This is a genomic window from Nonomuraea sp. NPDC049709 (assembly GCF_040674815.1).
Taxonomy (GTDB): domain Bacteria; phylum Actinomycetota; class Actinomycetes; order Streptosporangiales; family Streptosporangiaceae; genus Nonomuraea.
In genome coordinates this window covers 239,215-261,097 of sequence record NZ_JBFANM010000001.1, presented here as the reverse complement: position 1 = coordinate 261,097, position 21,883 = coordinate 239,215, and the positions used below count along the sequence as shown (strand labels likewise).

18 protein-coding genes, 1 tRNA gene and 2 pseudogenes are annotated in these 21,883 nt (G+C 68.5%); 12 read left to right on the top strand and 9 right to left on the bottom strand.

From position 1 onward, the window contains the following. The first annotated feature begins 541 nt into the window (after positions 1 to 541). The 9 genes from dnaN to AB0J69_RS01315 all read left to right on the top strand — a co-directional run bounded on the left by dnaN (position 542) and on the right by AB0J69_RS01315 (position 11,146). Positions 542 to 1,681: a DNA polymerase III subunit beta gene (dnaN, locus tag AB0J69_RS01355; RefSeq protein ID WP_364111874.1), complete on the top strand. Its 1,140-nt coding sequence runs from the start codon at positions 542 to 544 to the stop codon at positions 1,679 to 1,681. Between the two features lie 45 nt (positions 1,682 to 1,726). Next, positions 1,727 to 2,671 carry a phosphogluconate dehydrogenase (NAD(+)-dependent, decarboxylating) gene (gene gnd / locus AB0J69_RS01350; RefSeq protein ID WP_364111574.1) on the top strand — a complete coding sequence of 315 codons (945 nt, stop codon included), beginning with the start codon at positions 1,727 to 1,729 and terminating at the stop codon, positions 2,669 to 2,671. A gap of 65 nt (positions 2,672 to 2,736) precedes the next feature. Continuing rightward, positions 2,737 to 3,981, top strand: a complete 1,245-nt coding sequence (gene recF / locus AB0J69_RS01345; protein ID WP_364111572.1) for a DNA replication/repair protein RecF — start codon at positions 2,737 to 2,739, stop codon at positions 3,979 to 3,981. 166 nt (positions 3,982 to 4,147) lie between these two features. Continuing rightward, a complete protein-coding gene (locus tag AB0J69_RS01340; protein ID WP_364111570.1) occupies positions 4,148 to 4,609 on the top strand; it encodes a DciA family protein in 462 nt (153 codons plus the stop codon). A gap of 352 nt (positions 4,610 to 4,961) precedes the next feature. Next, positions 4,962 to 6,905 (top strand): DNA topoisomerase (ATP-hydrolyzing) subunit B, encoded by a 1,944-nt coding sequence (gene gyrB / locus AB0J69_RS01335; protein ID WP_364111568.1) that lies wholly within the window; start codon positions 4,962 to 4,964, stop codon positions 6,903 to 6,905. A gap of 21 nt (positions 6,906 to 6,926) precedes the next feature. Beyond that, the gene (gene gyrA, locus AB0J69_RS01330) at positions 6,927 to 9,425 is read left to right on the top strand and encodes a DNA gyrase subunit A (protein WP_364111566.1); all 2,499 of its coding nucleotides are present in this window, start codon (positions 6,927 to 6,929) and stop codon (positions 9,423 to 9,425) included. Between the two features lie 3 nt (positions 9,426 to 9,428). Further along, on the top strand, positions 9,429 to 10,205 hold the full coding sequence (locus tag AB0J69_RS01325) for a DUF3566 domain-containing protein (protein ID WP_364111564.1): 777 nt from the start codon (positions 9,429 to 9,431) through the stop codon (positions 10,203 to 10,205). A gap of 125 nt (positions 10,206 to 10,330) precedes the next feature. After that, positions 10,331 to 10,404: transfer RNA gene (locus tag AB0J69_RS01320), tRNA-Ile, on the top strand. 292 nt (positions 10,405 to 10,696) lie between these two features. Continuing rightward, complete coding sequence (locus AB0J69_RS01315; protein WP_364111562.1) at positions 10,697 to 11,146, top strand: hypothetical protein; 450 nt, start codon at positions 10,697 to 10,699, stop codon at positions 11,144 to 11,146. 312 nt (positions 11,147 to 11,458) lie between these two features. On the opposite strand, the gene AB0J69_RS01310 is transcribed toward AB0J69_RS01315, so the two are convergent. From AB0J69_RS01310 to AB0J69_RS01300, 3 genes are all read right to left on the bottom strand, one after another. Further along, positions 11,459 to 12,151, bottom strand: a complete 693-nt coding sequence (locus AB0J69_RS01310; RefSeq protein ID WP_364111560.1) for an aspartate/glutamate racemase family protein — start codon at positions 12,149 to 12,151, stop codon at positions 11,459 to 11,461. Positions 12,152 to 12,358: 207 nt separating this feature from the next. After that, on the bottom strand, positions 12,359 to 13,738 hold the full coding sequence (murF, locus tag AB0J69_RS01305) for a UDP-N-acetylmuramoyl-tripeptide--D-alanyl-D-alanine ligase (protein WP_364111558.1): 1,380 nt from the start codon (positions 13,736 to 13,738) through the stop codon (positions 12,359 to 12,361). After that, positions 13,735 to 14,691 carry a D-alanine--D-alanine ligase family protein gene (locus AB0J69_RS01300; RefSeq protein WP_364111556.1) on the bottom strand — a complete coding sequence of 319 codons (957 nt, stop codon included), beginning with the start codon at positions 14,689 to 14,691 and terminating at the stop codon, positions 13,735 to 13,737. Before AB0J69_RS01300 ends, murF begins: the two co-directional genes overlap by 4 nt. Positions 14,692 to 15,005: 314 nt before the next feature. Here AB0J69_RS01300 and AB0J69_RS01295 point away from each other — a divergent pair, with 314 nt between their 5' ends. Together AB0J69_RS01295 and AB0J69_RS01290 are read left to right on the top strand one after the other, a co-directional pair. Continuing rightward, positions 15,006 to 15,380, top strand: a complete 375-nt coding sequence (locus AB0J69_RS01295; protein WP_364111872.1) for a VOC family protein — start codon at positions 15,006 to 15,008, stop codon at positions 15,378 to 15,380. Positions 15,381 to 15,554: 174 nt separating this feature from the next. Then, positions 15,555 to 16,082, top strand: a complete 528-nt coding sequence (locus AB0J69_RS01290; RefSeq protein WP_364111554.1) for a DUF1062 domain-containing protein — start codon at positions 15,555 to 15,557, stop codon at positions 16,080 to 16,082. Between the two features lie 155 nt (positions 16,083 to 16,237). On the opposite strand, the gene AB0J69_RS01285 is transcribed toward AB0J69_RS01290, so the two are convergent. The 4 genes and pseudogenes from AB0J69_RS01285 to AB0J69_RS01270 all read right to left on the bottom strand — a co-directional run. Then, entirely contained in the window at positions 16,238 to 17,059 is an 822-nt protein-coding gene (locus tag AB0J69_RS01285) for an MOSC domain-containing protein (protein WP_364111552.1), read from the bottom strand. 552 nt (positions 17,060 to 17,611) lie between these two features. After that, positions 17,612 to 17,773: pseudogene (locus AB0J69_RS01280) on the bottom strand (aminoglycoside phosphotransferase); the annotation flags it as partial. Positions 17,774 to 17,873: 100 nt separating this feature from the next. Next, on the bottom strand, positions 17,874 to 18,440 hold the full coding sequence (locus AB0J69_RS01275) for a hypothetical protein (protein WP_364111550.1): 567 nt from the start codon (positions 18,438 to 18,440) through the stop codon (positions 17,874 to 17,876). Positions 18,441 to 18,525: 85 nt separating this feature from the next. Continuing rightward, positions 18,526 to 18,813: pseudogene (locus AB0J69_RS01270) on the bottom strand (hypothetical protein); the annotation flags it as partial. 27 nt (positions 18,814 to 18,840) lie between these two features. On the opposite strand from AB0J69_RS01270, the gene AB0J69_RS01265 reads away from it, so the two are divergent. Continuing rightward, the gene (locus AB0J69_RS01265) at positions 18,841 to 19,905 is read left to right on the top strand and encodes a saccharopine dehydrogenase NADP-binding domain-containing protein (RefSeq protein ID WP_364111870.1); all 1,065 of its coding nucleotides are present in this window, start codon (positions 18,841 to 18,843) and stop codon (positions 19,903 to 19,905) included. A gap of 626 nt (positions 19,906 to 20,531) precedes the next feature. On the opposite strand, the gene AB0J69_RS01260 is transcribed toward AB0J69_RS01265, so the two are convergent. Both AB0J69_RS01260 and AB0J69_RS01255 read right to left on the bottom strand, forming a co-directional pair. Then, the gene (locus AB0J69_RS01260) at positions 20,532 to 21,284 is read right to left on the bottom strand and encodes a class I SAM-dependent methyltransferase (protein ID WP_364111548.1); all 753 of its coding nucleotides are present in this window, start codon (positions 21,282 to 21,284) and stop codon (positions 20,532 to 20,534) included. A gap of 34 nt (positions 21,285 to 21,318) precedes the next feature. Further along, positions 21,319 to 21,858 carry a hypothetical protein gene (locus tag AB0J69_RS01255; RefSeq protein WP_364111546.1) on the bottom strand — a complete coding sequence of 180 codons (540 nt, stop codon included), beginning with the start codon at positions 21,856 to 21,858 and terminating at the stop codon, positions 21,319 to 21,321. Positions 21,859 to 21,883 lie beyond the last annotated feature (25 nt).

Here is a 21,883-nt window from a genome sequence, read left to right as displayed (position 1 = left end):
TCATACACAGCCTGTGGAAAACACTGTGGACCAGCGCAAACGCGAAAAGACGGCCGACGTTCGCCCCACAATGCCGGGAAAAATCCGTCCACATTGGTTGGGGACAGTGCTGGGGACATCCTGGGGAGAACTTGGGGACTACCAGTGGACAACGTGTGGACGGACTGTGAACAGTCGATCTGGGGCTCCAAAAGCGCCCCTTTTACCCCGTGGACAACCTGTGGAAACCTCGTGGATAACCCCCGGTTGGCCGTGGATGAAGGCACCAAGATCTGGGGACGGCCTGTGGGCGAAGAATCTCCATCCCCAGGCGCGAGAGTTCTCCCCAGGCTTCACCCACATCCCCAGTGGATGAAAATAGGGCCGCTGACCAGCAAGGACGCCGGTTGTCCACAGTTCCCACAGCCCCTAGTGTGATGACCTCTTATCTCTCTAACTAAGAAACTCAAAGACCCATAGAGGGGTTCTCCCGGAGCGCGAGTCCGGGAGGGTGGATCCTTGAGATCCTTGAATCAACGACGAACCCAGGAGGCTGATGACCGTGATGTTCCGAATCGAGCGAGACGTCCTCGCTGAGGCGGTGGCATGGACGGCACGCAGTCTTCCGGCGCGTCCGTCGGTGCCCGTACTCGCCGGCATGCGCCTGGAGGTCACGGAGGAGCAGCGGCTCAAGCTGTCCGGCTTCGACTACGAGGTCTCCGCCGAGGTGACGCTGGAGCTCCACACCGGCGAGCCCGGCGTCGTCCTGGTCTCGGGCAAGCTGCTCGCCGAGATCACGCGCGCGCTTCCCGCACAGCCTGTGGATTTCGTGGTGGAAGGCGCCAAGGCGGTCGTCACGTGCGGCAGCGCGCGATTCACACTCCTCACCATGCCTGTGGAGGACTACCCCTCCCTCCCGGCTATGCCGCCGGCCGCGGGCCGGGTCGGGAGCGACGTGTTCGCCTCGGCCGTGGGCCAGGTCGCCGTCGCCGCGGGCCGGGACGACACGCTGCCGATGCTCACGGGCGTACGCATGGAGATCGAGGGCGACACGGTGACCCTCGCCGCGACCGACCGCTACCGGCTGGCCGTACGCGAGCTGAAGTGGCAGCCGGGCCAGCCCGACTTCGCCGCCATCGCGATGATCCCCGGCAAGACGCTCGCCGACACGGCCAAGGCCCTGGGCGCGACCGGTGCCGAGGTGGAGGTCGCGCTCAGCTCGGCCGGCGGCACCGGCGAGGGCATGATCGGCTTCTCCAGCGCCGGGCGGCGTACGACGACCCGCCTGCTCGACCCCGAGTTCCCCAAATACCGCTCGCTGCTGCCCACCGAGTTCTCCGCCCGCGCGGACTTGTCCACAGGCCCGTTCGTCGAGGCGGTCAAGCGAGTGGCCCTGGTCGCCGAGCGCAACACCCCGGTACGCCTGGCGTTCAGGAGCGGCGAGGTCGTCCTGGAGGCCGGCAGCGGCGACGAGGCGCAGGCCGTGGAGGCGCTGCCGGTGGACTACGAGGGCGAGGAGATGAACATCGCCTTCAACCACCAGTTCCTGCTGGAAGGGCTGGGGGCGATCGACTCCGACGTCGCGCGGCTGCAGATGACCACATCGACGAAGCCCGCTATCCTCACCGGTGGCAAGCCTGTGGAGGACGGAGCCGTCACCGACTACCGTTACCTGATCATGCCCATCCGCCTGTCAGGCTGAACCTGTCATCGGGGATGATGGAAGTCTGACAAGGGGGTAGGAGACATGCAGATCGGCATGGTCGGACTCGGCAAGATGGGCGGCAACATGGCCGAGCGCCTGCGCCGCGGTGGCCACGACGTCGTCGGTTACGACCGCGATCCCGCCATCAGCGACGTGGGCAGCCTGAAGGAGCTCGTGGAGCGCCTGGAGGCGCCGCGCGCGATCTGGGTCATGGTTCCCGCCGGCAAGCCCACCCAGACCACCGTCGACGACCTCGGTGAGCTGCTCAGCGAGGGCGACATCGTCGTCGACGGCGGCAACTCCCACTACGTCGACGACCAGAAGCACGCCGCCGAGCTGTCCACGAAGGGCATCGGTTTCGTCGACTGCGGCGTCAGCGGCGGCGTCTGGGGCCTGAAGAACGGCTACGCGCTCATGTGCGGCGGCGACAAGGCCAACGTCGACCGGCTCATGCCGATCTTCGAGACGCTCAAGCCCGAGGGCGAGGACGGCTTCGTCCACGCGGGCGAGGTCGGTGCCGGGCACTTCGCGAAGATGGTCCACAACGGCATCGAATACGGCATGATGCAGGCGTTCGCGGAGGGTTGGGAGCTGCTCGAGGCCTCCGACGTCGTCAAGGACGTCAAGGGCTCGTTCAGCAGCTGGCGCACCGGCACCGTGATCCGTTCCTGGCTGCTCGACCTGCTGGTGCGGGCGCTGGACGACGACGAGCACCTCGAACAGCTCCGCGGTTACGCACAGGACTCCGGCGAGGGCCGGTGGACGGTCCAGGCGGCCGTGGACCACGCGGTCCCGCTGCCGGTCATCACCGCCGCGCTCTATGCGAGGTTCGCCTCCCGCCAGGACGACTCCCCGGCGATGAAGGTCGTGGCGGCGCTGCGCAACCAGTTCGGCGGCCACGCCATCACCTCGGCGGAGGGCAGCACCGGCAAGGGCGCCGACGCGCCCGGCGCTGACGTGACGCCGCCGCGCGAGATCGATCGCTAACGGTTTTCCACAGGAACGCATGCCGGTGACCCCGGTGACCCGCGGGGCCCACTAACCTTCGTGGGGTGCATGTCGCCCACCTCTCGCTGACCGACTTCCGGTCCTACGCGTCCGTGGAGCTCGGCCTGGAGCCGGGCGTCACGGCGTTCGTGGGGCCCAACGGCCAGGGCAAGACCAACCTGGTCGAGGCCCTCGGCTACGTCGCGACGCACTCCAGCCACCGGGTGGCGAGCGACGCGCCGCTCGTGCGGCAGGGGGCCGCGCGGGCGATCGTGCGCTGCGCCGTCCAGAGGGACGACCGGCGGGCGCTGATCGAGCTGGAGATCAACCCGGGCCGGGCCAACCGCGCCCGGCTCAACCGCTCCCCCGTGCCCAGGGCCCGCGACGTCGTCGGCCTGCTGCGCACGGTGCTGTTCGCGCCCGAGGACCTGTCGCTGTCCAAGGGCGACCCGTCCGAGCGCCGCCGCTTCCTCGACGACCTGCTGGTGGCCAGGACTCCCAGGTTCGCCGGCGTGCGCGCCGACTACGACCGGGTGCTCAAGCAGCGCGGCGCCCTGCTGCGCACGGCCGCGCAGGCCCGCAGGGGCGCCAGGAGCTCCCGGCGGCAGGAGAGCGACAGCGGGTTCGCCTCGGCGGGCGCGGGAGACGTGCTGAGCACCCTGGAGGTGTGGGACGCCCACCTCGCCCGGCACGGCGCGGAGTTGCTGCGGGCGCGGCTGGAGCTCATCGAGGCGCTGCGCCCGCTGGTGGCCGGGGCCTATGCCGCGCTGGCCCCGGCGAGCGCTCCCGCGACGCTGGCCTACCGCAGCACGTTGTCCACAGGTGGGGATGCGGCCGAGGGTGAATCGGAGGGCGAAGTCCCCGGTGAGCGGGGATCTTTCGATACACAGACGTTATCCACAGACTTGGGGAAAACCCTTGAAGAACGTCTGCGGGAGCGGCTATTGGAGGTCCGCCCGGCGGAGCTCGAACGAGGCGTGACGCTCGTCGGGCCGCACCGCGACGACCTGGTCCTCGGGCTCGGCGATCTGCCCGCCCGGGGCTACGCCAGCCATGGGGAGTCGTGGTCGTTCGCACTGGCGCTGCGGCTGGCCGCCTATGACCTGCTGCGGGCCGACGGGGGTGATCCCGTGCTGATCCTCGACGACGTGTTCGCCGAGCTCGACAGCCAGCGCAGGCGGCGGCTCGCCGAGATCGTCGCGCCGGCCGAGCAGGTGCTGATCACGGCGGCCGTGCCGGACGACGTGCCGCAGGAGCTGGCCGGGGGCAGGTTCGACGTCGCGGAGGGGAGCGTGACCCGTGTCCGGTGACGACGTGAACGGTTCGTCGAGCGTGCGTCCTGGGTCCGGTGACGGTCAGGCGGGTTCGGCGCGTACCGGGCGTGCTGACGGGCGTGCCGACGGGCCGGCGGGTGCAGCGCGTACCGGGCGTGGTGAGGGCCGGGGCGGGGAGAACGCGACGGCCAAGGGTGTGGCCATGGCCAGGGAGAAGCTCGCGCAGGCCAAGGCCGACGCGGCCAAGCGCGGCCAGCTCCCCCGGCGCGAGCCCAGGCGCAAGAGCAGGGGGCCGAGCCGGGAGGGCGGCGATCCCCAGCTTTTCGGACGCGCGATCGCCGACCTGCTGGCCGATCGCGGCTGGGAGCAGTCGGCGGCGGTCGGCGCGGTGTTCGGGCGCTGGATCGACATCGTCGGCCCTGACCTGGCCGCCCACACCAAGCCCGAGTCGTTCGACGACGGCGAGGTGCTGGTGGTGGCCGATTCGACGGCGTGGGCGACGCAGGTGCGGCTGCTCGCGCGCACCCTCGTACGCCGGCTGAACGAGGAGCTCGGCGACGGAACGGTCAAGAAAGTCAAGGTCAGAGGCCCGCAGAACGCTCCGCGTCCATCAGGTGGATTGCGGGTGACCGGAAGCCGAGGCCCCGGCGACACCTATGGATAGCAGCGTCGAGCTGCTGCCCGCAGCAGGCGCTTCCAGCGCCACGGTTAGGCGCCGAGGGGCGATCAGACAGCCGCAGACGCGAGAAGCCCCCTTTCCGGAGGGGGGATGCTTGGCTGGGGGCAAAACGAGCTAGAGGGCATCACAGGCGCGTTCATTGCCACTTTGGCCCTCCGGAAGCGGTAGAATGAAAAAGGATTCCGGACACGTCCGCTTGCGTGTCACCCCGGCAGCAAGCCGACTCCCCTGGGTGACCGCGCATCGGGGCACTCACGACGGTGACGGGCACGGCAGGGGCAGCTTTTGCAATCGATCGCCTCCCCCGCCGCGTGTCCGCGGCAGGAGGATTTCGCAGTTGTCCTACGACGCTAGCTCAATCACCGTACTCGAGGGGCTTGAGGCGGTTCGCAAGCGCCCGGGTATGTATATCGGCTCCACTGGTGAGCGCGGCCTGCACCACCTCGTCCAGGAGATCGTGGACAACGCGGTGGACGAGGCCCTGGCGGGTTATGCCAGCAGGATCGACATCACGTTGCTCGCCGACAACGGCGTTCGCGTGATCGACGACGGGCGCGGCATCCCCACCGGCATCCACCCGGTGGAGAAGCGCTCCGCCGTCGAGGTCGTGCTGACCACGCTGCACGCGGGTGGCAAGTTCGACAGCCAGTCCTACGCGGTCTCCGGCGGCCTGCACGGCGTCGGCTCGGCCGTCGTCAACGCGCTGTCCACCGCCATGGAGGTGGAGGTCAAGCAGAACGGCCACTACTGGCGCCAGCGCTACGAGCTGTCCAAGCCCACGGCCCCCCTGGCCAAGGGCGAGGAGACCGACGAGACCGGCACCACGATCACGTTCTGGCCCGACCCCGACGTCTTCGAGACCACGACGTGGAACTACGAGACGCTCTCGCGCCGCTTCCAGGAGATGGCCTTCCTCAACAAGGGCCTGACGATCACGCTCACCGACGAGCGTCCTGACCACATCAACGGCGAGTCGCACACCGTCACCTACCACTACGAGGGCGGCCTGGCCGACTTCGTGCAGCACCTCAACGCCAAGAAGGAGCCGGCGCACGCGTCGATCATCTCCTTCGAGGAAGAGGGCGACGGGCTCGCGGTCGACATCGCGATGCAGTGGAACAACTCCTACTCGGAGTCGGTCTACAGCTTCGCCAACGTCATCAACACCGCGGAGGGCGGCACCCACGAGGAGGGCTTCCGCGCGGCGCTGACGTCGATCGTCAACCGCTACGCGCGCGAGCAGAAGTTCCTCAAGGAGGGCAAGGACGACAACCTCTCCGGTGAGGACGTCCGCGAGGGGCTGACCGCGATCATCTCGGTCAAGCTCTCCGACCCGCAGTTCGAGGGCCAGACCAAGACCAAGCTCGGCAACACCGAGGCCAAGTCGTTCGTGCAGAAGGCCTGCAACGACCACCTGCGCGACTGGTTCGAGCGCAACCCCGGCGAGGCCAAGGACATCATCTACAAGTCCCTGCAGGCCTCCCGCGCCCGCATCGCGGCCCGCCAGGCCCGCGACCTGACCAGGCGCAAGTCGCTGCTGGAGTCGGGCAGCGGGTTGCCGGGCAAGCTGGCCGACTGCCAGTGGAACGACCCGGAGAAGTGCGAGCTGTTCATCGTCGAGGGCGACTCGGCCGGCGGCTCGGCCAAGGGCGGCCGCGACTCGCGTTTCCAGGCGATCCTGCCCATCCGCGGCAAGATCCTCAACGTCGAGAAGGCGCGGATCGACAAGGTCCTCAAGAACAACGAGGTCCAGGCGCTGATCACGGCTCTGGGCACCGGCGTGCACGACGAGTTCGACATCGCCAGGCTGCGCTACCACAAGGTCATCCTCATGGCCGACGCCGACGTCGACGGGCAGCACATCAACACGCTGCTGCTGACGCTGCTGTTCAGGTTCATGAGGCCGCTGATCGAGGCCGGTCACGTCTACCTGTCGTGCCCGCCGCTGTACAAGATCAAGTGGGACCGCAAGGGCGAGGACGCCTCCTACGCCTACTCCGACAGCGAGCGCGACGCCGTCATCGCGGAGGGCATGGCCAACGGCAAGCCGGACCCGCGGCCGCGGGACAACGTACAACGCTTCAAGGGTCTGGGCGAGATGAACGCGGGCCAGCTCTGGGAGACCACGATGAACCCGGCGACCCGGCTGCTGCGCCTCGTCACGCTCGACGACGCGGCGCAGGCCGACGACCTGTTCAGCGTGCTGATGGGAGAGGACGTCGAGGCGCGGCGAGACTTCATCATCCGTAATGCCCGCGACGTGCGCTTCCTCGATGTTTAGCCACTAGAAGGACCTTTACCTGTGACGGACGTGAACACCACTCCCCCGGCTGACCGCATCGAGCCTGTGGACATCCAGTCCGAGATGCAGCGCAGTTACATGGACTACGCGATGTCCGTCATCGTGTCCAGGGCGCTGCCGGACGTGCGCGACGGCCTCAAGCCGGTGCACCGCCGGGTGCTCTACGCGATGTACGACGGTGGCTACCGTCCCGACCGCGGCTACTTCAAGTGCGCCCGCGTGGTCGGCGACGTGATGGGCACCTACCACCCACACGGCGACACCTCGATCTACGACGCGCTGGTCCGCCTGGCGCAGTCGTGGTCGCTGCGATACCCGCTGGTCGACGGGCAGGGCAACTTCGGCTCGCCCGGCAACGACCCGGCGGCGGCGATGCGCTACACCGAGTGCAAGCTCGCGCCCATCGCCATGGAGATGCTGCGGGACATCGACAAGGACACCGTCGACTTCCGCCCCAACTACGACGGCAAGTCGCAGGAGCCCGACGTCCTGCCGTCGCGCTTCCCGCAACTGCTGGTCAACGGCTCCGGCGGCATCGCCGTCGGCATGGCCACCAACATCCCGCCGCACAACCTGCGCGAGGTCGCGGCCGCGGTCAAGTGGGCGCTGGAAAACCCCGAGGCCGGTGACGAGGACCTGCTCGAAGCCTCCATCAGGCTGGTCAAGGGGCCCGACTTCCCGACCAAGGCGCTGATCGTGGGCCGGCGCGGGATCGAGGACGCCTACCGCACCGGGCGCGGCTCGATCACCATGCGGGCCGTGGTCGAGGTCGAGGAGGAGAAGGGGCGGCAGGCCCTGGTCGTCACCGAGCTGCCGTACCAGGTCAACCCCGACAACCTCGCCCTGAAGATCGCCGAGCTGGTCCGCGAGGGCAAGCTCACCGGCATCGCGGACGTACGTGACGAGAGCTCCTCGCGGGTGGGGCAGCGCCTGGTCATCGTGCTCAAGCGCGACGCCGTCGCCAAGGTCGTGCTCAACAACCTGTACAAGCACACCCAGCTCCAGGACACCTTCGGCGCCAACATGCTGGCGCTGGTGGACGGCGTGCCGCGGACGCTGCGGCTCGACCAGTTCATCCGGCACTACGTGGCGCACCAGATCGAGGTCATCGTCCGCCGGACGCGCTACCTGCTGCGCAAGGCCGAGGAGCGGGCGCACATCCTGCGCGGCCTGCTGAAGGCCCTGGAGCGGCTCGACGAGGTCATCGCCCTGATCCGGGCCTCGGAGTCCGCCTCGCACGCCCAGCAGGGCCTCATGGCGCTGCTGGAGATCGACGAGGTGCAGGCGCAGGCCATCCTCGACATGCAGCTGCGCAAGCTGGCCGCCCTGGAGCGGCAGGCCATCCAGGACGAGTACGACTCGCTGATGACGCAGATCGCCGAGTACAACTCGATCCTGGCCAGCGAGTCCCGCCAGCGGGAGATCATCAACGACGAGCTCGCCGAGGTCGTCGGCCGCTACGGCGACGAGCGCAAGACCGAGATCATCGCCTACGACGGCGACATGTCGATCGAAGACCTCATCGCCGAGGAAGAGATCGTCGTCACGATCACCCGGGGCGGCTACGCCAAGCGCACCAGGACCGACCTCTACCGGGCGCAGAAGCGCGGCGGCAAGGGCGTACGCGGTGCGCAGCTGCGCCAGGACGACATCGTCGACCACTTCTTCGTCACCACGACGCACCACTGGCTGCTGTTCTTCACGAACAAGGGCCGCGTCTACCGGGTCAAGGCGTACGAGCTGCCCGACGCCGGTCGCGACGCCCGCGGCATGCATCTGGCGAACCTTCTCGCCATGCAGCCCGACGAAACAGTCATGGAGGTTCTCGACCTACGCGACTACAACGTCGCCCCCTACCTCGTCCTCGCCACCCGCAGCGGGCTGGTGAAGAAGACTCGCCTGGCCGAGTACGACTCCCCCAGGTCCGGCGGTCTGATCGCGATCAACCTGCGGGATGACGACGAGGTCATCGGAGCCCGCCTGGTCTCCGAATCCGACGATCTGCTGCTCGTCTCCAGAGGAGCGCAGTCGATCAGGTTCACCGCCTCCGACGAGGCACTTCGTCCCATGGGACGGGCGACCAGCGGTGTTATCGGCATGAGGTTCCTCGAAGGTGACGAACTTCTCGCCATGAATCGGATCGCCGACGGTCAAGATGTGCTTATCGCCACTAAGGCTGGGTACGCAAAACGGACGCCAGTGGAGCAGTATCCAGTTCAAGGACGTGGCGGTAGAGGCGTGCTTACTGCGAAAATCGTATCTTCCCGTGGCAAGCTGGTCGGAGCCGTCATGGTCAACCCAGAGGACGAGGTCTTCGCGATCACGTCCGCCGGCGGGGTGATCCGGACGAGTGCCGGCGAGATCAAGCAGTCCGGCCGCCAGACCATGGGAGTGCGATTGATGAATCTCGCTGAAGGCGACAGCGTGGTGGCCCTCGCCCGGAATGCGGAGTCGATGGAGACTTCGGTGGAGAGTGAGGAAGACGGGGGAGGAGAGTAGTTCATGAGCGCCCAGGGTGGCACCGCCAGGACAAAGGCGGCTTCGGGTAACGGACAGCAGCCGAAGAAGCCCACAGAACCCGAGATCTTCGACGCGGTCGACGAAGGTAAGGACACCTCGCCCGCACAGGGCAGGCCCAGACCGGGCAAGGAGGACAACAAGCCTTCGCCGCCGCAGCAGGCGGGCCCGCCCGGTGCGGGCCCGGGTCCCGGCCCTGTCTCCGGTCCTGTTTCCGGCCCCGGCCCGTCCGGGCCGGGCGCGCCGCCTGCCCCGCCGCAGGGCGGGCAGCAGCCGGAGGGCAACGACACGGTACGCATCCGTCCGTCGCTGGCCACCGAGGCCCCGCCGGCCCTCGAGCTGTCCTCCAAGAAGAAGTCGTCGAACTCAGGCGGGGGCAGGCTCCCCCGCAAGGCCCACCTGGTCCTGCGCCGCGTCGAGCCGTGGTCGGCCATGAAGTTCAGCTTCGTGGTCTCCCTGGTCTGTTTCGTGGTGCTGTTCGTGGCGGTCGCCGTGCTGTACGGCGTGCTGTCGGCCCTGGGCGTGTTCGACTCGGTCGTCGACCTGGTCAACCAGCTCGGCCAGGGCGAGCAGGGGCAGAGCTCGATCCCGATCGACATCGCCTCCTGGTTCGAGCCGGTACGCATCCTCGGCTACACGGCGCTGATCGGGGCCGTGAATGTCGTACTGATCACTGCGCTTTCCACGTTGGGGGCGGTCATCTACAACATCGCCTCTGACCTGGTGGGCGGCGTTGAGGTGACCTTCAGCGAGGCCGAGTAGGCCCGGATGCTCGCGCCGTGCTTTCGATTGGCACGGCGCGAGCAGCCTGCTGGAGGCGGTAAGCTTTTCCTCGTCCGAACAACTGGTTCGCCTCCGTCCGACGGATGCGATAACGTTCGGTGCGCGGGGCTATAGCTCAGACGGTTAGAGCGCTTCCCTGATAAGGAAGAGGTCCCAGGTTCAAGTCCTGGTAGCCCCACAGAGTTTCCCAGTTCAGAGGCCGTTTCCCGGAGATCGGGAGATGGCCTTTTGCTTGTTTGCCACCAGTTTGCCACCAGGATCATTCGGCATCCGGTGACTGGGATCAGTCCACAGCGACAGCAGCCGCATCAGGGCCGGCCGAATCCGTGCAGTCGCCGTGCGCGCCGAGCTGCGACGCCACACACATGGGTGCGCCCTGCAACGCGACATACCGCACACATGTCGCACACATACCGGCCCTTCGTAGCCTTGGCGGCGGATTTCAGCGCCGTTCGCGAGAAAGGGCCACCATGGCATCCTTCACATATACCCGCAGCATGAAAGCCGTCTCCATTCTGAGCGCGTCGCTCGTGGCGGCTTCCGTATTCGGAGCTGCCCCGGCGTCCGCGGCGGGCTCGTGGTCGGTGGAAGCGCCGACACAGGCCACGCAGGTGACCACGCTGGTGCAGAAGGACTTCGGGAGCTACACCCTCCAGCTCCGCTCCGGCAGGTACGGGGGCAAGGGGTGGATCTGGGCGCGGATCACCGACATCGACTCGGACATGGGCGGCGACAATCTCTGGATCAGAGTCCACAATCGCACCAGCAATGCGAAGGTGTCCAAGTGGACGTCGATCAACGGCAAGAGGACGACCTTCAGCGTCGCCTACCGGTACCGCGCTGATCACACGTTCCAGGCCTGCGAGAAGAACAACATCCTGGGTGGCAGCCCGGCCGTTTGCGTCACCCACCGCGTCTGAGAGCCGCCACTCGGGCCGCGTCACGCTTTGATGTTCGCCTTGGACCGGTACTTGTCCGGCCTACGTGGCGTGGCCCCTGGCGTCGAGGGTGGGCTGGGCCTGGCCGTGGAAGTCGGGCATCACGTTTCTGGGCGATGAGCTCGTATGGCCACCCCACGTGAACGCGGCATCCAGGACGGCCTGCGGACGAGCGGCACTGAGATGTTCTACCTGGCCAACGCGGCCATCACATGATCTTCAGATCCATCACGACTGGATGATCACAGTGGTGATCCACCTCAGCCGCCACATCGTGTCGCCACCGAGGGTGTGTCAGTCCGCCAGCGCGAAGCCGGCTGCTGCCTCCGCGTGCAGCCGGGCGCTCGGCAGCAGCGGGATGGCGGTGTCCTTCTCGCTGATCAGGAGCTCGATCTCCGTGCAGCCGAGGATGACGCCTTCGGCGCCGTCGTCCGCGAGATCGGCGACTATCCGGGCGTACGCGTCCCTGGACGATTCCCGGATCACCCCGCGCACCAGCTCGTCGAAGATCACTCGATGGACCAGTTCGCGCTGCTCACGTCGTGGGACGACGACGTCGAAGCCGTGGGCGGCCAGCCGGTCCCGGTAGAAGGGTTGCTCCATGGTGAAGGTCGTGCCCAGCAGGCCGACCTTGCGCATCCCCCTGGCGCGGACCTCGGCGCCCACGGCGTCGGCGATGTGCAGCACGGGCACGCTCGCGGCCCGCGCCACGTCGTCGCTCACCCGGCTGAAGGTGTTGCTGCAGACGAGCAGGACCTCGGCGCCGAGATCCTCCAGTTTCCGGCCCGCACCAGTCAGCAACGTGCTCACCTCGTCCCAGCGGTCGGCGAAGATGAGGTCCTCGACGGTCGTGTAGTCGACCGACCAGATGAGACTGTTGGCGGAATGGCTGCCGCCGAGTCGCTCGCGTACCCGCTGGTTGATGATCTGGTAGTAGATCACCGTCGATTCCCAGCTCAACCCGCCGATGAGACCAATCGTGCGCATGGAACTCCGTTTCGCTAGCTTGTGCCGTCCGGCTGGTCGGTGCCGGCCACGGTGACGGTGCCGCCACTGGCCTGGTCGAGGTCGATGCCGCGCAGGGCATGCACCTGGGCGTCGCCTCGGCCGTAGGTCTTGGTCAGGTCCCGAGCGCTGGTGGCCGGGGCTTCCGTTGCCTCGGACGTACGGGCCCATCGGCGATGCGCCCGACAGTCAGGCGCCGGCCAGCGCACGGGCGCAGGCACTGAGCCCGATCTCGCTGGAGGCCTTGACGAGCACCACGTCTCCCGGTTCGAGAAGCGCGGTGGCCAGCCTGATGGCTTCGGGTACGTTCTCGACGGTGTGGACGGCCACGCCCCGGTCCGAGGATTTCGCCGCCTCCGCCATCGCGAGCGGATCTCCTGCTCCGACCGCGATCAGCACGTCGAAGCGGAGGTCGGCGACGAGCCGGCCGATCTCCGCGTGCCGGGCGCGGGAGGCGTCCGCCTGCTGCCCCATCGCGCCGAGCACGGCGACGGTACGACGGGTGCCGGCCAGGGCCTTGGCCGCCCGCAGCCCGGCTCGCATGGACTCGGGATTGGCGTTGTAGGCGTCGTTGACGATGGTGATGCCGTCAGGTCGTTCGACGATCTCCAGCCGGCCCGCGGAGCGCCGCCGTGCGGCGTTCAGCCCATCGGCGATCTCGGCGGTGCCCAGCCCGAGCGCGGTGGCGACGGCGGCGGCGGCCAGGGCGTTGCTCACCTGGTGCTCGCCTATGAGGTCGAGCTCGACCGGGGCGCGGCCGGAAGGCGTCACCAGCTCGAACGTGGTTCGCGCCCGGCCGTCCATCCGCACGGCTTCGGCTCGCACCTGCGCCTCCGACGACCTGCCGTACAACAGGATCGGGGCCTTGGTGCGGCCGGCCATGCCCATGACGTACGGGTCGTCGGCGTTGAGCAGTGCGAACCCGTCCGCCGGAAGCGCCTCGACCAGCTCGCCCTTGGCCTCGGCCACGTCGGCCAGCCCGGCTCCCATACGCTCCACGTGCGCGGTGCCGACATTGAGCACCAGCCCGATCTGGGGCGGTGCGAGCCCGGTCAGGTACGTCAGGTCGCCCTTCCGGCCTGCGCCCATCTCCAGCACCAGGTATCGGGTGGCGGCATCGGCACGCAGCACGGTGAGCGGCAGCCCGAGCTCGTTGTTGAACGACTTGTCGGTGGCGATCGTCGCGGCGTGCCGTTCGAGCACCTGGGCCAGCAAGTCCTTGGTCGTGGTCTTGCCCACGGAGCCGGTCAGGCCGATCACGGTCGGGCTGATGCGTTCGAGCAGGTGCCTGGCCAGCAGGCCGATCGCGAGCTCGACGTCCTCGACCACGAGTGCGGGCACGCCGACGGGCCTCGATGCCAGCACGGCGACGGCGCCGCTCGCGACGGCACCGGCAGCGTAGTCGTGACCGTCAACGCGGGCGCCGACCGTCGCGACGAACAGGCCGCCAGGCACCACCTCGCGCGAGTCGACCGCCGAGGGCGCCGTCACCAGCGCCTGCGGGTCGCGTACGTCGTGCAGGCTTGCGCCGACGACCTGCGCGATCGTGTTCAGCGTCATGGGGATCATGAGCCGCTCCTGGCGAACGCGAGGTCGATGAGGCGGCGCAGCAGGTCCGGGTACGGGACACCGCTTTCGGCCCAGGCCCTGGCGTAGACGGAACGGGAGGTGAATCCGGGCATGGTGTTGATCTCCAGCACGTACAGGCGTCCCGTGTCCTCCTCGTAGAGGAAGTCGACGCGGGCCAGGCCGTAGCCGTCGATCGCCCGGAAGGAGCGCAGGGACAGCTCGCGCACGTCCTCGGCCACCCGTTCCGGCAGCACGGCAGGGATGGTGGCGATCTCGGCCTGGCTGAGGTACTTGGCCTCGTAGTCGAGCCAGTCGCCGGGCACGAGGAGCTCGCCGGGCACCGAAGCATCGGGCGTGTCGTAGCCGCCGAGCACGCCGCAGATGACCTCGCGAGCGGTCACGCCCTGCTCGACGACGACCACCCGGTCGTAGGTGAGCGCCAGATCCACGCCCACGCGCAGTTCCTCCATGGAGGTGACACGCGAGATGCCGATGGAGGAGCCCATGTTGGCCGGTTTGACGTACATCGGCCAGCCGAGCGACTTCACCAGACCCCAGTGGTCGGTGGTGGTGCGCCACTGGTGCTCGGTGAACCACACATGTGGGGTGACGGGAATGTCCTCCGCCAGGAAGGTGCGCCGCATCGCGACCTTGTTCATGGCCACGGCAGAGGCCATGACGCCGCAGCCCACGTACGGGATGCCCAGCGTCTCCAGGTGACCCTGGACGACGCCGTCCTCGCCGAACGGCCCGTGCAGCACGGGGAAGACCACGTCCGCCAGATCGCGTCGCAGCTCCACCGGCCACCTGCCCTGCCGGTCGATGATGACGGGGACGGGCTCGTACAGATCCCTCGGCAGAGCGTCGAGCACAGCCTGCGCCGACTGCAGCGACACCTCATGCTCGGCGGACGGCCCACCCGCCAGCACAGCCACGCGCACGCGTTCGGTCACGATCAATCAGCCTTCCTCAGCGGGACGGAGACAGCCGGACCCAGCGCTTGGGAACAGGCGCCGGTCAACCCATTCACTGTCGGCCGACCGTGTCCCCGCCTCGTCAGCGCCGTGTCATGGTTGTGTCACGGTCGCGCCGACCGCCGTCATCTCAAGTCGATGAGGCTGGTGGCCTTGAGCCCCGGATGCACGGCGAGCCGGTCATCCCCGATGGACGGCTCGAGGTCCGGGGCGGCCCGCTGCTTCGCTGCGTGGCGGTCCTGGGCCGTTTAAGGGTTGGCTGCGTGTGGTTGATGCTCGGTATCGTGCCGATCGTGGCTTGTCGTATTTCCGAACTGATAATCCCTTGCCGGGATCCGCAACGGCTGGTGGCGTTCTGGTGCGAGGTGCTGGGCTTCATCGTGCTCGACACCGAGGACGCCGGCGCGGTGGAGATCGGGCCGCGGGAAGGGTTCGGCGGATTGCAACCGACTCTGGTCTTCAGTCCCACCACCGAGCCCAAGGCGGGCACGCTGCGGCTGCACTTCGACGTGAACGCCACCGACCGCGATCAGGACGCCGAACTCGAACGCCTCCCGAAGCTCGGGGCGCGCCCGGCCGACATCGGCCAGACCGGCGAGGAGCCCTGGCACGTCCTGGCCGACCCCGAAGGCAACGAATTCTGCCTTCTGCGAGCCCGCCTGAGCTGAGCATCGGCTCGCACCGGCAAACGACCCCTATGTGAGGACTTCGCGCGCATGACGCCGCCTGCTCTTTAGACCTGACACCTTCCCTGCGCATCGGTCGCCGACGACGCCGTCGGCTCTGTTTTCCGTGCTCTTCGTCAGGTCTTCAGAGAGATCATGTCTTCACATCCTCATATCGTGCTGCCCTGGGTGGTGCGGCGCACCCGCCTGCCTCGGCTCGCCCTCCGGTGCGTGGCCTGCCCTTCCGACCGCGCCACCATCGGCAACGGCAGGTTCCGCGTCAATGCCAACGGCAAACTGCTCGACGTCTGGCTCCTGGTCAACTGCGTTTCCTGCGGCCGGACCGGCAAGCTCACCGTCCACGATCGCGTCCCGGTCCGCTCACTGCCCGCTGACCTGCTGGCCGGTTACTCGGCCAACTCGCCTTCCCTCGTCGTGGACACCCTTCTCGACCCGTTGATCGCCCGGCGGAACCGGTTCGCGCTCGATTGGGACGGGTGCTGGGAGCTCGACGCACCTCCCGTTCCCGAGGGTCCGTGGCCCCTTCAGGTCACGGTCACCTTCCACGATCCCGTGCCAGTCCGTCCCGAACGGCTCATCGCTCATGGGTTGGGCATCAGCCGTCATGAGATCACTCGCAGAGTCAAGATCGATATCCCGCTGAACCGCAGGACGACACTGAATTTCTCCTTCGTCCTGGTTTAGTCGGGTCAGTAGGTCCGGGGTGTCGGCGCGACGCTCTCCGCCGAGGCAGACGGACGGCTGTGCTGTTCGTTCTGCCTCGGTCGGGTCGACGCGGACCCAGACGACTGCCATGGCGTGAAGGCGGGGTACGGCAAGCCCTGCGATGTCTATCCGCTTCAGGCCAGGACGGTGACCGGGTCGCCGCGTCGTAGTTCGCCTCGGCCTCGGGGGACCAGGCGGATGCCGAACCAGGTCTTGCCGTCCCAGCGGCGGTGGCGGGCGAGGGTGCGCAGGGGTTCCTTGCCCTTCTGGAAGGTGACCGGGTCGTAGGTGGTGGCGGCGCAGCGGTCGCAGTGTTCCGAGACGCGGAAGGCGACCGGGCCGATGCGGATCTCGCGCCAGTCGTCCTCGGCGTACGGGGGTGCGCCGTCGATCACGAGGTTGGGGCGGAATCTGGCCATGTCCAGGGGGGCGGGCGGGTCGTCCTGGCGTTCCATGGCGCCTTCGAGGATCCAGTCGTCCAGGCGGCGCAGTGAGGAGCGGGAGGTGAGCAGGATGGGGGCGTCCCCGGCGAGGCTGACGACTTCGCCGGGCAGGCCGCCGTGGGACGCCGGGACGGCGCAGCGGTTGGGGTCGTCGAGCCAGACCAGGCGGGCCGGTTTGCCGAGCAGCCGGGTGAACCAGGCGTGCGCGTCGGGGTCCGCGAGCACAACACTGTCCACCTCGGCGAAACCCACGGGAACGTTTTCTCCGGTGGCCGGGGGGACTTTCAGCTGGGGCAGCCCCGGCGCGTCGAGCAGCAGCCCGTCCTCGTCCGTGACACTGGCGACGACGGACAGCAGCCGGGGATTCTCCCCGAGCCAGTGAATGTCCCCCTGCTCGTCCACGACGGCCCAGCGGCGGTCCTCCGCCAGCCCCCAGGGCTCCACGACCGCCGAATCCACCACCCACCCCGAAACCGACTTCACCGGATATTTCCGGATCTCAGCTAGCTCCATCCCGACACCGTACGTCCGGGAGAGCCCTTTCACGAGGGGGTTGGCAACTGCCCGGCTCACCGTCCGGAGGCCGCCTGGCCAGGTGTCGCCCGTCTCGAACGGGATGAGCTCCGGTCTTTTCGCGGTGACGTTGCCGCTGGAGGAGGTTCCGCGCGGGCGCCGTCCGAGTCACGGCCTGAAAGGTTCACGGAGCCACTGCGCGTCCTCCCGGCATTTGGCCGCCGGGTGGACCCGCTCCCGGGCGGCCGTACCTTGCGCCCGTCGTCTTCGGGCGGGACCCCCGGCACGTCGAGCGCCTTCGCGGCGACCGTCCGGTGGCCTTCCTTGTTCGTGTGCAGGCGGTCCTCGTTCGACCGCCACGGACGGGGGGCCTGATCACCTTGCAGGGGCGCAAGAAGGGCGGAACTCTCCCTTCGGATGGCGGTGGACCGCGTGTGGGGAAGTGATTGATCAGCGATGGGTCGTTGCGATGAGGCGTCGCAGTGCGGCTTGAGCGGGTGGGCCCCAGGTGGGTTTTGCCGCCTGGACGCGGCGCAGGGTCGCCGACCCCGTCGCCCAGGGCAGCCGGACGGCGAGGTCGTCGCCGAGCCGCCACAGCTGGTTGTCCCAGCCCCGCGCGCCGAGCCTCACCGGGTAATCGGCCAGGTCGGGGTGCTGGTCGCGCAGCAGATCCCGGATCAACTCCGCGGTGATCTCGGTCTCGGTGTGCGTCATGCGGAGCAAGATTAGCCGGATGGCGACCGGCCGACTGGTTGCCGGCTCCTGAAAGGCAGGCCCATCGGCTGAGGGTGGCTCAAGGCCGTTCTATCGGTGATCAGCAGTCTGGTGGATCTCCGCCGACCGCATGGAGCGCATCGATGTACCCGCCGCCGACGTCGAACCGGGTGATGTCCTTCGTCTTGTTCGTGAAGCACGTGAGCGCCCAGTCCGCCGTTGGGCCGATCTCCTGGAGACGCAATCGCTTCTTCCGGGAGATCCCGCGGGCACGACCGATGTAGCAGACATGGGGGTCGATCTTCTCGATGTAGACACCTATAAGGGGAAATGCTGTGGTCAGGGTTTCTATCAGGCCTTTGGTGGAGTCGAGGTCGATGTCGGGCAGCGGCCGGCATTGCTCCCCGCGAGCGGCGATGGCACGGTGGGCCATCATCGCGCCCTTCCAGCCCGAGCGCGTTGCGCGCTCGATGTCGCGGAGGCGGATGGCCGCGTAGCCGTCGAGACGGAGTTCATCGGTGATGGTGTGCAGCAGCACCCACTTGCGGCCGATGCCCGCCACGTAAGCATCGAGTCGATCCGCACCGTCGATCTCACGGCTGACTCTCACGGGTTCACCGGAACCTCTTGCCCTCTTCAGGTCCTTGAGCGCCGCCCCCTTGGCCATGATCCCGGATCATCCCAGTCCGGGTGCCTGATGCTCATCTGGTTTTCTGAGGGCGAGGACGCTGTTCGAGGTTCGGAGAGCGGCCTTACCCGCGGTTGTCGTCCACAGGGTTGTGGATGCTCCGGTGTGGTGCCTGGCGGGACTGGGGGCGTAGCCCGTCGAGGATGAGCTGGGCGATGTGCGCGGAGCGCGTGCGGCTGGTTTCGGCGCCGGCGTGGCGGATCGCGGCGAAGGCGCCGGCGACCAGTGCCATCACCTCCTCGACGGTGAGGTCGGGGCGTACCGTGCCGGCTGCGTGCGCGCGATCCAGCAGGTCTGCGACATGGCGCGTGAGGTCCGCCGCGACGTCCGGGGCGGCGGTGCGGAGGTCGAACTCGGCACGGGCGCTTACGCTGCTCGGGTGAGTACCGTGCTGATCATCGGGATGGGTGACATGGGCGAGCGGCTGGCGAGCCGCTTGGCGGAAGGTGGGAGGGTACGCCGCCTGGTGCTGGCCGGGCGGTCTCCCGAGACGGTCGCGGCCATCGCGGCCACCGTCGCCAGTGCCGCCGATTGCCTGGTCGAGCCGGCCCAGGTCGACGCGGCCAGATCGGACGAGGTCGCGGAACTGCTCACCCGCAAGCGGCCCGACCTGGTGGTGCAATGCGCGGCGGTACGCGGGCCCTGGGCCATGGCCGGGCGGCGGGACGCGGCGGCGACGGCCGTCGCGGGGGCCGGGCTGGCGCTGCGGTTGCCGTACCAGCTGTCGGTGCTGCTGGCCGTCATGCGAGCCACCCGCGACGCCGGCTACGCGGGACCGGTCGCGAACCTGTCGTTCCCCGACGTGACCGGGCCCATCCTGGCCCGCCTCGGGCTCGCACCCACGCTCGGACTCGGCAACGCCGCGATGATCCAGCTCCGCGTCCGCGCCGCGCTGCGCGCCTCCGCGCCCGACACCGAGACGCCGCTCATCCGCGTCATCGCCCACCACTCGCAGGTCGCCGCGGTGATGCAGGCCGACGAACCTGCCGATCCCGCCGACCGCAGCCGTGTCCACCTGGGTGAGCACGGACGGCGCGAGGACGGCCTCGCCTACCAGGCGCCGCCGCTCGCTCCCGGGCCGCGCTACAACCACGTCACGGCGGCCGGCGCCCTCCCCGTGCTGCACGCGCTCCTCCCCGGCGCATCTCGTTTGCGCTGGTCGACCTCCTCGCCCGGCGGGCTTCCGGGCGGATATCCCGTACGGATCGAGAGCGGCGCCGTCTCCCTCGACCTGCCGCCCGGCGTCGAGCAGGCGGACGCGATCGCGTTCAACGAACTGCAGGCGCGCGGCGACGGGGTGGAACGCATCGACGGCGACGGCACCGTTCACTTCATCTCGGCCACCCGCGAAGCGGTCGCCGACCTCGCCCCTGGTCTGGCCGAGCCGCTTCCGGTTGCCGACCTGGAACGGCGCGCCAGGCTCCTCGACGAGGTCCTTGCCTGATCACGGCTCCAGACGACGCATGTACCCGCCCAACCGCGCGCCCAAGTGTCTCAGCACTCGTTCATGGATGACCCGGCGGATGTGCTTGCCCAGGTCGCCGATTCCGCGGTGTCGTGGACGTTGCTTGATGACGACTGTGGGCCGGCGAATCTCGACGTGCCGGACGCGCTTCTTCTTGTGCGCCACGGCCCGCTTCGACTGCCGGACCGGGGCGGGTTTCGACGTGGCCATCGGTGTTCGGGCAGCGACCGGGTCGGAGGCAGGCGGGGTGAGAGCCGGTTTCGCCGGGGCGGGGCGGGCGACGGCGTGGCCCGGTCGCACGGCGTGGCCGACGGAGAAGCCGAGACCGGTGCTGAAGGCCATGCCTACGGCGAACGCGAGCGCGACACAGACTGGTCCACGGGCTCGCCGGGGGTCGGCCGGCGCACTACGGATGAACGCGGACGGTGGATATTCACACATCTTGCCCCCCGAGATCGTGGCTTCCTCAGGGAAGGTGATCACAGCGCGCTGTGCTGCATAGATCTCCATACGCGGGCGGCCGCAACCGTCGTTTGAGGACGCCCATACGAGATCGACGGGAGAGTTTCACCCGACCGCCTGGCTCCGTCGATGGGTGAGGGTGGTCAAGCGGCTCGGCGGGCGAGGCTGAGGTCGGTGACGAAGGTCATCTCCACGCCGTCGCCCAGCAGCCCGGCCAGCTCCCGCAGCAGGGGTTCCCGGAGGGCCGGGGCGAGGATTCGGTAGGCGGAGATGGTGCGGACCAGGTCCAGGTAGCGGTCGGCCGCATACCATTCCGTCCACGAGTAGGAGCGCTCGTCGAGGTCGGTGAAGCGGGGGTCGCCGGCCAGCAGGTGCTGGGTTTCGTCGGCGCGATCCGGCTCTTCCTGGTGGAGGCTGGAGCTGGTCACGCCGTGGCGGTGGTCCGCTTCGGCGAGGGCGGCGCGCAGGCCCGGGTCGTTGACGAGGTAGCGGTTCCAGAAGAGGGCCAGGGCCCCCGAAGGGGCCAGGGCCGCGTGGGCCAGGTCCCAGCGCCGCTCCGGGTCGACCCAGTGCCAGGCTTGCGCCGAGTAGAGCAGGGCGAACTGCCGGTCCGGGGTGTAGTCCTCAAATATCCCGTTTTCGACCCTTGCTCTGGGGCACTTCGCTGCCAGCGTCGCCGCCATCCTGGCATCGGGCTCGACACACGTCAGGTCGACCCCGCGGGCGGCGAAGGCGGCCGTGGCCTTGCCCGTCCCGGCCCCGACCTCCAGCACTGGCCCGGCGGGCGCGTACGCCAGCACCTCGGTGATGAGTTGTTCGGGATATCCGGGTCGGGCCGATTCGTACAGGTCGACCGCCTCGCCGAACACCACACTTCGCTCACGGTCCACGGTCATGACACTCTCCCTAGCCAGAAGAGTGCCGATTCAATCACGCCGGCCTGAGCGTCCAGTTCTGGTCGCCGTTCGTGGGGTCGCACGGGCTGCCGACGACCTTGTTCCGCTGGCCGGCGTGCAGGCACGTCTCCTGGACCGGGCCCTGCCACTTGAGCGGTCGGCCCTTCCACTTGATCACGATCCGGTCGCCTCCCCACGCCTTCTGCACGGTGACGAAGGCGATGCGGTGGTTCTTGAGGTCGATGCCGCAGTGCTCCATCCGTACGAGGCCGGGGTCCTTGTTCGGCCGGCCGACGCACAGCTTGTTCCCGCTGTAGAGGCTGCGCAGCTCCGAGCGGGAGTTGCGGGTCCACACGTAGCCGTCCCTGGTGCCCCTGGGCTGGCAGTGGAAGGTGCGCAGGGAGTATTTCGCGCCGCTGTCGACCGGGGCCAGGCCCCAGGTCAGGCACATCGTGGTGCCGACGTTTCTGATCATGTACGTCTTGGGCGCGGCGAGGGCGGTGGCGGAGGCAGGTGTGGTCGCGGGGAAGACGGCGACGGCGATGGCCAGCGTGCTGGATAAGCGTCCCTTCATGGGGCGGCATGGTAGCGATGGGGCC

Excerpts from the sequence above, each read along its gene's own strand:
- AB0J69_RS01255 (WP_364111546.1), bottom strand. The coding sequence starts at position 21,858 with ATGAAGGGACGCTTATCCAGCACGCTGGCCATCGCCGTCGCCGTCTTC.
- gnd (WP_364111574.1), top strand. The coding sequence starts at position 1,727 with ATGCAGATCGGCATGGTCGGACTCGGCAAGATGGGCGGCAACATGGCC.
- AB0J69_RS01260 (WP_364111548.1), bottom strand. The coding sequence starts at position 21,284 with ATGACCGTGGACCGTGAGCGAAGTGTGGTGTTCGGCGAGGCGGTCGAC.
- murF (WP_364111558.1), bottom strand. The coding sequence starts at position 13,738 with ATGATCCCCATGACGCTGAACACGATCGCGCAGGTCGTCGGCGCAAGC.
- AB0J69_RS01310 (WP_364111560.1), bottom strand. The coding sequence starts at position 12,151 with ATGCGCACGATTGGTCTCATCGGCGGGTTGAGCTGGGAATCGACGGTG.
- AB0J69_RS01315 (WP_364111562.1), top strand. The coding sequence starts at position 10,697 with ATGGCATCCTTCACATATACCCGCAGCATGAAAGCCGTCTCCATTCTG.
- AB0J69_RS01340 (WP_364111570.1), top strand. The coding sequence starts at position 4,148 with ATGGCCAGGGAGAAGCTCGCGCAGGCCAAGGCCGACGCGGCCAAGCGC.
- AB0J69_RS01285 (WP_364111552.1), bottom strand. The coding sequence starts at position 17,059 with ATGGAGCTAGCTGAGATCCGGAAATATCCGGTGAAGTCGGTTTCGGGG.
- AB0J69_RS01275 (WP_364111550.1), bottom strand. The coding sequence starts at position 18,440 with ATGGCCAAGGGGGCGGCGCTCAAGGACCTGAAGAGGGCAAGAGGTTCC.
- AB0J69_RS01325 (WP_364111564.1), top strand. The coding sequence starts at position 9,429 with ATGAGCGCCCAGGGTGGCACCGCCAGGACAAAGGCGGCTTCGGGTAAC.